At 65.8% G+C, this 9,878-nt stretch carries 13 protein-coding genes and 1 tRNA gene; 10 read left to right on the top strand and 4 right to left on the bottom strand.

All coding sequences use genetic code 11. The annotated features are described in order from the left end of the window. On the bottom strand, window positions 1–373 hold a 373-nt coding region (locus B3547_RS03930), incomplete at its 3' end, for a LysR family transcriptional regulator (RefSeq protein ID WP_292960405.1). A gap of 97 nt (window positions 374–470) precedes the next feature. Between B3547_RS03930 and B3547_RS03925 the strand changes: the two genes are divergently transcribed. The 5 genes from B3547_RS03925 to hpaI are packed head-to-tail and all read left to right on the top strand — an operon-like array spanning window position 471 to window position 4,836. Beyond that, window positions 471–1,028, top strand: coding sequence for a carboxymuconolactone decarboxylase family protein (locus tag B3547_RS03925; RefSeq protein ID WP_292960402.1), 558 nt, complete (start codon window positions 471–473; stop codon window positions 1,026–1,028). Further along, window positions 1,025–2,014, top strand: a complete 990-nt coding sequence (locus B3547_RS03920) for an ornithine cyclodeaminase family protein (protein WP_292960399.1) — start codon at window positions 1,025–1,027, stop codon at window positions 2,012–2,014. The genes B3547_RS03925 and B3547_RS03920 overlap by 4 nt, the downstream gene beginning before the upstream one ends. 29 nt (window positions 2,015–2,043) lie before the next feature. Further along, on the top strand, window positions 2,044–3,159 hold the full coding sequence (locus B3547_RS03915; protein ID WP_292960397.1) for a cupin domain-containing protein: 1,116 nt from the start codon (window positions 2,044–2,046) through the stop codon (window positions 3,157–3,159). Next, window positions 3,156–4,004: a 2-oxo-hept-4-ene-1,7-dioate hydratase gene (hpaH, locus tag B3547_RS03910; protein ID WP_292960395.1), complete on the top strand. Its 849-nt coding sequence runs from the start codon at window positions 3,156–3,158 to the stop codon at window positions 4,002–4,004. The genes B3547_RS03915 and hpaH overlap by 4 nt, the downstream gene beginning before the upstream one ends. 25 nt (window positions 4,005–4,029) lie before the next feature. Next, window positions 4,030–4,836, top strand: a complete 807-nt coding sequence (gene hpaI / locus B3547_RS03905) for a 4-hydroxy-2-oxoheptanedioate aldolase (protein ID WP_292960393.1) — start codon at window positions 4,030–4,032, stop codon at window positions 4,834–4,836. Window positions 4,837–4,866: 30 nt separating this feature from the next. Here hpaI and B3547_RS03900 read toward each other — a convergent pair. Continuing rightward, window positions 4,867–4,943: transfer RNA gene (locus tag B3547_RS03900), tRNA-Arg, on the bottom strand. Between the two features lie 59 nt (window positions 4,944–5,002). On the opposite strand from B3547_RS03900, the gene B3547_RS03895 reads away from it, so the two are divergent. After that, a complete protein-coding gene (locus B3547_RS03895) occupies window positions 5,003–5,815 on the top strand; it encodes a queuosine precursor transporter (protein WP_292960391.1) in 813 nt (270 codons plus the stop codon). Window positions 5,816–5,959: 144 nt separating this feature from the next. On the opposite strand, the gene B3547_RS03890 is transcribed toward B3547_RS03895, so the two are convergent. Together B3547_RS03890 and B3547_RS03885 are read right to left on the bottom strand one after the other, a co-directional pair. Next, window positions 5,960–6,199, bottom strand: coding sequence for a PspC domain-containing protein (locus tag B3547_RS03890; protein WP_292960389.1), 240 nt, complete (start codon window positions 6,197–6,199; stop codon window positions 5,960–5,962). Beyond that, entirely contained in the window at window positions 6,196–6,339 is a 144-nt protein-coding gene (locus B3547_RS03885) for a hypothetical protein (protein WP_190287353.1), read from the bottom strand. Before B3547_RS03885 ends, B3547_RS03890 begins: the two co-directional genes overlap by 4 nt. 395 nt (window positions 6,340–6,734) lie before the next feature. On the opposite strand from B3547_RS03885, the gene rimP reads away from it, so the two are divergent. From rimP to B3547_RS03865, 4 genes are all read left to right on the top strand, one after another. Next, window positions 6,735–7,313 (top strand): ribosome maturation protein RimP, encoded by a 579-nt coding sequence (gene rimP, locus B3547_RS03880; protein ID WP_124810766.1) that lies wholly within the window; start codon window positions 6,735–6,737, stop codon window positions 7,311–7,313. Between the two features lie 2 nt (window positions 7,314–7,315). Continuing rightward, window positions 7,316–8,953: a transcription termination factor NusA gene (gene nusA / locus B3547_RS03875; protein ID WP_292960382.1), complete on the top strand. Its 1,638-nt coding sequence runs from the start codon at window positions 7,316–7,318 to the stop codon at window positions 8,951–8,953. Further along, window positions 8,934–9,668 carry a DUF448 domain-containing protein gene (locus tag B3547_RS03870; RefSeq protein ID WP_292960380.1) on the top strand — a complete coding sequence of 245 codons (735 nt, stop codon included), beginning with the start codon at window positions 8,934–8,936 and terminating at the stop codon, window positions 9,666–9,668. The genes nusA and B3547_RS03870 overlap by 20 nt, the downstream gene beginning before the upstream one ends. A 5-nt stretch (window positions 9,669–9,673) precedes the next feature. After that, the coding region (locus B3547_RS03865; RefSeq protein WP_292960378.1) for a translation initiation factor IF-2 associated domain-containing protein at window positions 9,674–9,878 on the top strand (205 nt) is incomplete at its 3' end.

Genomic DNA, 9,878 nt, shown 5'->3' with positions numbered 1-9,878 from the left:
GAAAGCCGATCAGCACGTCGGGCGCGATCCTGCGGAAGCCGGCGACGAGCGACGGTAGTAGCGAATAGACGGTGGAGCCGCCGAAGCCGAACGTGAGCGTGCCGCTATAGCCGGCGGCGGTGCGTTGCGCCCGATGCCGGCCTTCCTCGATCATCGCCAGCGATCGCCGCGCGTCTTCCACCATGCTGGCGCCGGCCGGCGTCAGCGCCACGCGATGCTTGTCGCGATCGAACAGCCGCGCGCCGATATCCGTTTCCAGATCGCGGATGGCGCGGCTGAACGGCGGCTGCGACACGTTGCAGCGCGCCGCCGCGCGCGTGAAGTTCAGCTCTTCCGCCAAAGCGATCAGGTAGCGCAGTTGCCGCAAGTCCATGTGATACTCTCTTGGTATTGCCAATCATCTCATAATGTATTTCCGATCTAAGCGACAAGAAGCGATGAAGCCTCCGCGACCAATGCGGAGAGAGCGGATGAGCGAGAGAATGGTGCGGCTGGAGTTCGATGCGCTGGCACCGCGCTTGCAGGAAATCCTTGAGGCGCGGGTCGCGCGGCTTGGCTACCTTGGCGAATTCTTCAAGTGTTCGGGCGTGCAGCCGGCCATTCTCGCGCCGTTCATGGAAATGACCGAGGCGCTGAAGAAGGCGCTGCCGGACCGTCTGACCGAAACCGGCGCGCTGACCGTGGCGACGCTGATGGGCAACCGCTATGAACTGCACCAGCATGAGCGGCTTTCGCGCAAGCTGGGTTTTGGCGAAGCATGGGTCGCCGCGGTGGAGCAGGTTTCGCCCGACAGCGCGCCCGAGATGTCGGACGCTGAACGCGCGGTGCAGCGACTGGTGATCGCGATGGTCGAGCGCCGGGGCAAGGGCGTGCGGCCGGAAATCGAGGCGGCGATCGACCGGATCGGCGCGGATTCCACGATCGCGGTGATGTTCCTTGTTGGCCGCTACATCACGCACGCCCTGATCGTGAACGGGCTGGAACTTGCTCCGCCCGTTCCCTCGATCTTCGAGGAGCAGCGCGTATGAGCGCCGGGCTGTGGATTTCCGAAGCGGACGTCGTCTCGCTGATGTCGCTGCCCGAAGCGATCGACGCGCTGCGCGACGGGTTGCGCGAGGAGGCGGCCGGCCGCGCCGCCAACATGGTCAAGACTCACGCCACCTGGGACAACGGTTCCACATTGCACGCCATCGGCGCGGTGTTCGAGGGCTGGGGCGTGGTGGGCACCAAGACCTGGGCGCATACCGCCGGCGGGGCCATGCCGCTGCTGATCCTGATCGATGCGCAAGATGGCGCGGTGCTGGCAATCATCGAGGCTTTCGCCTTGGGGCAGATGCGCACCGGCGGCATCAGCGGACTGGGCGCGGACGTGATGGCGCGGGCCGATGCCCGGCGCATGGCGATTGTGGGCGCGGGCAAGCAGAGCCTGGCGCAGGTGGCGGCCGTGGCCGCGGTGCGACCGCTGGACCGCGTGACCGTGTGGAGCTCGACGGCCGCCAACCGCGAGGCACTGGCCGCGCGGATCGAGGAGACCCTGCGGATCGAGGCGATCGCGACGGCTACGCTGGACGAGGCGCTGGACGGGGCGGACGTGGTCACGCTGGCAACCCGCGCCCGCACGCCTTTCCTCACGCGCGATGCCTTGCCGCGTGGCGTTCACATCAATGCCGTCGGCGCGATCACGCCGGAGCGGGCCGAGTTCGAACCGGCGCTGCTGGAGCGGGCCGGAGTCCTGGCCGCCGACAGCGTGCCGCAGGTCCGCAAGCTGAGCCGTGAGTTCATCGAGGCCTTGGGCGATGACGAAGGCGCATGGGCACGGTTGCAGCCGCTGAGCGCGCTGGTCGCCGCCGGCACCACCCGCCCGGCCGACGCGGACCTGACCGTGTTCAAGGCCATGGGCATGGGCATTTCCGATCTCTCGCTGGGCATTGCCGTGCTGAAGCGCGCGCGCGCCGCCGGCCTCGGCCGTCCGCTGCCGGAGGTCAAACGTCAGGCGCCGCGCCTGACCGCCTGATTTACCCCGTTTGCAACAAGGAGAGCGCCATGAACGATCTGCGCACCAATTTCGAGGACACCGTCGGAAAGTTCGTCGACGTCAGCGGCCAGTATTATCCGCTCAACGATCCCTGGGCACCGGCGATCATCACCAAGGAACAGATCGATGCCGAGATCGAGCGGCTGGCGTCGATCGATCGGCCCGAGAACGGGCGCCGCAGTTCGCTGATCGTGCATCCGCGCGCCAATCCGGCCACACCGGGCCTGGCGACCTCGGTACAGGTTTCGCTGAACGTGCTGAAGCCGGGCGAGCGCACGCAGGCGTTCCGCCACAACGCCACCGAGGTCAACTTCTGCATCCGGGGCGAGGGCGTGGCCGTGATCGGCGACCGCCGCATCCCGTTCCGCAAGTACGACGTGTACAACACGCCTTCGTTCGTCCCCTACTGGCGCGAGAACACCGGCAACGATCTTCAGGTGTTCCTGACCTATACCAACGTCCCGCTGCTGCAATTCATGCAGGTTCACCACTGGGAGGACAATCCGCCGCTGCTGGCCGCCGTGCCGCACGAGGAGGAGGACGCGATCAATCCGCGCCGCAACAGCCCTTATGGCACCTTCACGATCGGTGACGATGGCGCGATGCTGATGCCCTACGAAAAGCTGATCAATCCGCCGACGGTGGAATCCAATGCGCTGCACTGGCCGTGGGAGAAGGTCGAGGCGGAACTGAAGAAGCTGCAGGACCTGGGGCAGGATTACATCGGCCGCCGTCTCTACCTGCTCTACAATCCGATGACCGGCCGTACCAACGGCACTACCCCGAACTTCTTCGCCACGATCACCATTCGGCCGCCCAAGATCGTGGACCGCCCGCACCGACACGTTTCGGAATCGATCAACTATTACTTCCATGGCACCGGCCGCAGCACGGTGGCGGGCAACGTCTATGAATGGAAGGCGGGCGATCTCATGCTGTCGGCGCCGGGCTGGGCAGTGCACAACCATGCGTCGTATGACGATTACGTCTATGAACTGACGATCCAGAACCAGCCGCTGACGATCGCGATGGAATCGCTGCTGTGGCAGGAGAACCTCAAGGAGCCGCCGGCGCTGCTGGGTGCGCAGATGGGCTTCGACACGAACCGCAAGTCGGCCGCGTGACCTTGGCCCCGGCGATTTCGAACCCGGGCCGAACAGCGGGCGTCACCCTGGCGGATGACGCCTTGCTGGCGGCGGCACGGGCACTGGACAAGGCGGAGCGCACGCGCACGCAAATCCGCCTGCTGACCGATGCGCACCCGGCGATGACCATGGACGATGCCTATGCGATCCAGGCCGCGTGGGTGGCCGCGAAAGTGGCGGCGGGCGATCCGGTGATCGGCTGGAAGATCGGCCTGACGTCGAAGGCGATGCAGGCTGCGCTTTCCATCGATATTCCGGATTCGGGCGTGCTGCTGCAAAGCATGGCTTTCGCGAACGGGGCGGAGATTGCCGGGGATCGATTCATCCAGCCCCGCATCGAGGCGGAAATCGCCTTCGTGATGAAGAAGGATGTGGCGCCGGACGCCACGCCGGCGGAGATACTGGCGGCGACCGACTATGTCGCGCCGGCGCTGGAAATTCTCGATACGCGCATCTTCCGCCAGGACCCGGTTTCGGGCCGGCTGCGCACCGTGTTCGATACGATTTCGGACAATGCCGCGAACGGCGGCGTGGTGCTGGGCCAACCGGTGCGCGATCTTGCGGGCATCGATCTTGGCCGGGTCGGCGCGGTGGTTTCGCGCAATGGCGAGGTGGAGGAAACCGGGCTTGGCGCGGGCGTGCTGGGCGATCCGCTGATCTCGATGGCATGGCTGGCGAAGCGGCTGGGCGCTTATGGCCAGCGCATCGAACGTGGCCAGATCGTGCTGTCCGGCTCGTTTATCCGCCCGGTCGAAGCGCCGAGCGGCAGCCGGATTCGCGCCGATTTCGGACCGTGGGGCACGGTCGAATGCCGTTTCCTGTGATGTCCGCCAACGGAGGAACGATGCGATGAACGCCTTTAAGCAGGCCATCGCCGATGGCGTTGCCCGGATCGGATTGTGGCAGGCGCTCGCCTCACCCTACACGTGCGAAATCTGCGCCGGGGCGGGGTTCGACTGGCTGCTGATCGATGCCGAACATGCCCCCAACACCATACCGCTGGTGCTGGCGCAGTTGCAGGCCGCGGCAGCCTATCCGGTGGAGCCGGTGGTGCGCCTGCCGATCGGTGATGCGGTGCTGGTCAAGCAGTACCTCGATATTGGGGCGCGATCGCTGCTGATCCCGATGGTCGATAGCGCGGAAGCGGCTGCGCACATGGTGGCGGCCACGCGCTATCCGCCGCTGGGTTTCCGGGGAGTCGGCTCGGCGATCGGCCGCGCGAGCCGGTGGAACCGCACAGCCGGCTATCTCGAACGGGCCGCGGACGACATCTGCCTGCTGGTGCAGGTGGAAACGCGTGCCGCGCTGGCCGCGATTGCCGAGATTGCGGCGGTGCCGGGCGTGGACGGCGTGTTCATCGGCCCGTCCGATCTCGCGGCCGACATGGGGCACCTCGGCAATCCGGGGCACCCCGCGGTGCAGGCCGCGATCGAAAGCGGCATCGCGGCGGTGCGCGCCGCCGGAAAGCCCGTGGGCATGCTGATCGCCGACGAGGCACTGGCGCGGCGCTACCTGGAACTCGGTGCAAGCTTCGTGGCGGTGGGGACCGACGTGACGATCCTGGCACGCGGCGCCGAAGCGCTGGCGCGGCGCTTCGCCGGCCCGGCGGGGCAGGATGCCGGCGCGGCGGGTTCGGGGAAGGGCAGCGTCTACTGACGCGCACAGTCGACCAAGTTATTGAAAAATTGGCGCGCCCGGCAGGATTCGAACCTGCGACCACCAGCTTAGAAGGCAGGTGCTCTATCCAGCTGAGCTACGGGCGCGCGCGAGCAGCCCCATAAGGCGGCTTTGCGCCGTGTGCAAATCGCGATAGCAGGGATTCATGAACGATCCCCATCCTTCATCGCCCGTTTCCCCGCCCCTTTCCCGAATTGCCGGCAGCGCGGGCGCGCGCCGGCATTTCCGCTATTTCGACTACATGATGGCGGGGTTCGTCGGCATCCTGCTGCTGTCGAACCTGATCGGCGCGGCCAAGCTGGCCACGGTGGGGGGCGTGACGTTTGGCGCGGGCATCCTGTTCTTCCCGGTGTCCTACGTGCTGGGGGACGTGCTGACGGAAGTCTATGGCTACGCCAACGCGCGCCGTTGCGTGTGGATGGGGTTCTTCGCGCTGCTGTTCATGGCGCTGATGAGCTTCGTGGTGGTGGCGATGCCGCCTTCGCCGGACTGGGGTTGCGCCTCCAGCGCGGACGCCCGTTTCGCCGAACTGGTCGCACGCGAATCCGCCGGTGCGATCTGCCAGACGACTTATGAGTCGGTGTTCGGCAGCACCTGGCGGATCGTGGCGGCCTCGGTCATGGCGTTCTGGGCCGGGGAGTTCGTCAACAGTTTCGTCATGGCGCGGATGAAGGTGTGGACGCAGGGCAAGCACCTGTGGACGCGCACGATCGGATCGACCGTGTTCGGGCAGGCGGTGGACAGCGTGATCTTCTATCCGGTCGCCTTCCTCGGCATCTGGTCGCATCAGGCGGTCCTGACCGTGATGGTCACGAATTGGGCGATGAAAGTGGCGTGGGAGGTGGTGCTGACGCCGGCGACCTACTTCGTGGTCGGATGGCTCAAGGCGCGCGAAGGCGTGGACGTGTTCGATACCGACACGGACTTTTCGCCTTTCGCCAAGACCGACGCAGTCTGACAAGACGCGCGGTCTGATTGGGATAGTGAGGCTCCTCCCCTAGGGGGCAGGGGGGAGGAGCCTCGGTTGACGCCGGCCGGTGTTCGGGGGGGTGGCGGGCGTCAGGTCGCGGCGCTGTTGCGGCTTCGCGAACTGGATGTGCGATCAGGAATCCGCGATCAGGCCGATGGCGAGATAGATCAGGAGCAGCGAGCCGAAGCCGACCAGCGTGCCGACGACCCAGGCGATGCGCACCAGCGTGACATCGATGCCGAAATAGTCGGCGATGCCGGCCGAAACGCCCATGATCTTGCCGCGGGCCTTGTTTAGGCGGAACTGGCTGGAGCGTGGGGCACGGCTTGAAACCGGGCGGACGGCGGAATCTTCAAAGCGCAGGTCGGTCATGCGACGTACCCCGAAACGGTGGTGGCGGCGACCGGCGACGAGGCCGGCGTGGAGACGGTGCCGCTGATCAGCGCCAGCGAAAGGGTGAGCGCGGCGAAAGCGGCGGCGATCTGGTTCGAGAACGAGCGAATGGCGGTCATGGGTCGGGTCCTTTGGGGTTTGAATGGCCGGGTTTGAATGGGGCGACGAAGCGTGTGTTCCGTCGATGCCAAACTCTTTGCAGAAGGCGTGCCAAACCTGAAAAATGGCTCAAATCCGCCGTTCCCTGTAAAGAGGTGGCCTATTCACCGGATATTCATTCCTGAAATTCGGTAAAAATTCCCAATCTATGGCATTTGCCTGACGGGCAATCGCGGTTCGTGCTCCGTTCGCGTTTTGCCGTTCGGTTTGGGCTTGCAAAATCGTGCGCCCGCGCCTATCTGCGCTTCATCCCGACATTGTGAAGGCAAGGTCAGGGCTGGCGCCGGAAGGGGCCGGCGCGATCGGCCTTTTCCGTTTCCGGGGTTTTGCCGCATCATCGGCGCTTGGAGTTTGCATGGCGGATATCGCGCGGATCATCGAGGTAGTCGAACCCGAGGCCAAGGCCCTCGGTTTCGATCTCGTGCGCGTGCGCCTGTTCGGCAAGACCGAGGTGGGCGACGAGGAGCACACGCTCCAGATCATGGCCGAACGGCCCGAAACCGGCCAGCTCGTGATAGCGGACTGCGCGGCGCTGTCGCATCGCATTTCCGATCGCATCGACGCGCTGGAAGAAGCGGGCGAAGTGCTGATCGAGGACGCCTATCGCCTGGAGGTCAGCTCGCCCGGCATCGATCGGCCGCTGACCCGGCTCAAGGATTTCGCCAACTGGACCGGGCACGAAGCCCGGATCGAGCTGGATGATCTGCTCGAAGGGCGCAAGCGGTTCCGTGGTGAGCTGCTGGGCCTTGAGGGCGAGACCATTTCGATTGCCGACGACGGCGTGACCTATGCCGTGCCGTTCGGCCTGATTGCCAATGCCAAGCTTGTTCTGACCGACAAGCTGATCGCAGCCTCCCGGCCGATCGACGCTTCCGGAGTTGATGTGGAAGAGTTCGATGGCGCGGACGACATTCTTGAGGAACAGGAAGACTGACCATGGCCAGTGCGATTTCCGCCAACCGCGCCGAGCTGCTCGCGATCGCCAACGCGGTTGCGACCGAGAAGATGATCGACAAGACGATCGTCATCGAGGCGATGGAGGAGGCTATCCAGAAGTCGGCGCGCAACCGTTACGGCGCCGAAAACGATATCCGCGCGAAGCTGGATCCGCGCACCGGCGACCTGCGCCTGTGGCGCGTCGTCGAAGTGGTCGACGTGGTCGAGGACTACTTCAAGCAGGTCGATCTCAAGCAGGCTGAAAAGCTGCAGCCGGGCGCCAAGGTGGGCGACTTCATCGTCGATCCGCTGCCGCCGGTGGACCTGGGGCGCATCGATGCGCAGTCGGCCAAGCAGGTGATCTTCCAGAAGGTTCGCGACGCCGAACGTGATCGCCAGTATGAAGAGTTCAAGGACCGCGCGAGCGAAGTCATCACCGGCGTGATCAAGTCGGTCGAATTCGGCCACGTCATCGTCAACCTCGGCCGCGCCGAGGGCGTGATCCGTCGGGACCAGCAGATCCCCCGCGAAGTGCCGCGCGTGGGCGAACGCGTGCGCGCGCTGATCCTGAAGGTCGAGCGCCAGAACCGCGGCCCGCAGATTTTCCTCAGCCGCGCGCACCCGGACTTCATGAAGAAGCTGTTCGCGCAGGAAGTGCCCGAAATCTACGACGGCATCATCGAGATCAAGGCCGCCGCCCGCGATCCGGGCAGCCGCGCCAAGATCGGCGTGATCAGCCGCGACAGCTCGATCGATCCCGTCGGCGCCTGCGTAGGCATGAAGGGCAGCCGCGTGCAGGCCGTCGTGCAGGAACTGCAGGGCGAAAAGATCGACATCATCCCGTGGAGCGAGGATACCGCGACGTTCGTGGTCAACGCGCTGCAGCCGGCCACCGTCAGCCGCGTGGTGATCGACGAAGAGGAAAGCCGCATCGAAGTGGTGGTGCCCGATGACCAGCTTTCGCTGGCGATCGGTCGCCGTGGCCAGAACGTGCGCCTCGCTTCGTCGCTGACCGGTTCGGCCATCGACATTCTGACCGAGGCCGAGGCTTCGGAGAAGCGCCAGAAGGAATTCGCCGAGCGTTCGAAGATGTTCGAGGAAGAACTCGACGTCGACGAAACGCTGTCGCAACTGCTGGTTGCCGAAGGCTTCAGCGAGCTGGAGGAAGTCGCCTACATCGACGTGGCCGAACTGGCGACGATCGAGGGCTTCGACGAGGAACTGGCCGAGGAACTGCAAAGCCGCGCTGCCGAGGCGTTGGAGCGCCGCGAGGATGGTTTCCGCCAGGAACGCCGTGCGCTGGGTGTCGAGGATGCGCTGGCCGAGCTGCCGCACCTGACCGAAGCGATGCTGGTCACGCTGGGCAAGGCCGGGATCAAGACGCTGGACGATCTGGCCGATCTGGCCACCGACGAACTGATCGCGCGCAAGCGGGCCGAGCAGCGCCGCCGCGACAACACCCGCCGCGACCGTTCGGAACGGTCGGAAGACAAGGGCGGCGTGCTGGGCGAATATGGCCTGAGCGAAGAGCAGGGCAACGAGATCATCATGGCTGCGCGCGCGCACTGGTTCGATGACGAGCCGGAAGCTGCCGCCCCCGCATTCGAGGAGGCCGCTGATGCGGAATCCTCACAATGAGCCGCTAGTCGCCGAAAGGCAGAAGACGCGCACGGCGGGGGAAGCCTCGCCGGAGCGGCGTTGCGTGCTCACCGGTCGTCACGATGACCGCGATGCGCTGATCCGGCTTGCGCTGTCGCCCATGGGCGATGTCGCGCCGGACCCTTTGGCGCGCGCGCCGGGGCGGGGCGCCTGGATCGGCGTGAGCCGGGCCGAGCTGGCGCAGGCGCTGGCCAGCGGCAAGCTCAAGGGCGCGCTGGCGCGGGCTTTCAAGGGCGCGCCGCTGACGATTCCGTCCGACCTTCCCGAACGGACCGAAGCCGCGCTGCTGCGCGCGCTGACGGATCGGCTGGGCATCGAACTGCGCGCTGGCAACATGCTGCTGGGTACCGAAAAGATCGCGCAGGGGTGCCGGGCTGGCGCGGTGACGTTCCTGGCGCACGCCAGCGATGCCGGCAGCGATGGACCGAACAAGCTGGCGCAGGCCTGGCGGGTGGGCGAGGAAGCCGAAGGCACGGGTCTGAAAGGCATCATCTTGCCGCTGGACCGGGCGGCGCTGTCTGTGGCATTGGGCCGCGACAACGTCGTTCATCTGGCGCTGACCGACGACGCGGCGGCCGCAAGGGTTGCCGCACCGCTTCAGCGGCTGCTGCATTTCATGGGGCGTGACGAAAAGTCCGCCGGTGATGTCGCTGCTTCGGTGGCGAATGACGATTTTGATACGAAGGGCGAATGAGTTCGATGAGCGATAGCGACAAGAAGCCGACACTGGGCCGCAGGCCGCTGGGCCTGAAGACCTCGGTCGAGGCGGGAGAGGTCAAGCAGACCTTCAGCCATGGTCGCACCAATAAGGTGGTGGTCGAGGTCAAGCGGCGCAAGCTGATGCCGCGTGCCGGTGGGCCTGAGGCCGCCCCGGCCGCCGCGCCCGCTCCGGAACCCGTTGCGC

The sequence above is a fragment of the Novosphingobium sp. UBA1939 genome (assembly GCF_002336885.1).
Classification (GTDB): domain Bacteria; phylum Pseudomonadota; class Alphaproteobacteria; order Sphingomonadales; family Sphingomonadaceae; genus Novosphingobium.
The sequence above is the reverse complement of the archived record's forward strand: the minus strand, read 5'-3'. Positions and strand labels throughout refer to the sequence as shown.

Excerpts from the sequence above, each read along its gene's own strand:
- B3547_RS03925 (WP_292960402.1), top strand. The coding sequence starts at position 471 with ATGAGCGAGAGAATGGTGCGGCTGGAGTTCGATGCGCTGGCACCGCGC.
- B3547_RS03920 (WP_292960399.1), top strand. The coding sequence starts at position 1,025 with ATGAGCGCCGGGCTGTGGATTTCCGAAGCGGACGTCGTCTCGCTGATG.
- B3547_RS03915 (WP_292960397.1), top strand. The coding sequence starts at position 2,044 with ATGAACGATCTGCGCACCAATTTCGAGGACACCGTCGGAAAGTTCGTC.
- hpaI (WP_292960393.1), top strand. The coding sequence starts at position 4,030 with ATGAACGCCTTTAAGCAGGCCATCGCCGATGGCGTTGCCCGGATCGGA.
- B3547_RS03895 (WP_292960391.1), top strand. The coding sequence starts at position 5,003 with ATGAACGATCCCCATCCTTCATCGCCCGTTTCCCCGCCCCTTTCCCGA.
- B3547_RS03890 (WP_292960389.1), bottom strand. The coding sequence starts at position 6,199 with ATGACCGACCTGCGCTTTGAAGATTCCGCCGTCCGCCCGGTTTCAAGC.
- B3547_RS03885 (WP_190287353.1), bottom strand. The coding sequence starts at position 6,339 with ATGACCGCCATTCGCTCGTTCTCGAACCAGATCGCCGCCGCTTTCGCC.
- rimP (WP_124810766.1), top strand. The coding sequence starts at position 6,735 with ATGGCGGATATCGCGCGGATCATCGAGGTAGTCGAACCCGAGGCCAAG.
- nusA (WP_292960382.1), top strand. The coding sequence starts at position 7,316 with ATGGCCAGTGCGATTTCCGCCAACCGCGCCGAGCTGCTCGCGATCGCC.
- B3547_RS03870 (WP_292960380.1), top strand. The coding sequence starts at position 8,934 with ATGCGGAATCCTCACAATGAGCCGCTAGTCGCCGAAAGGCAGAAGACG.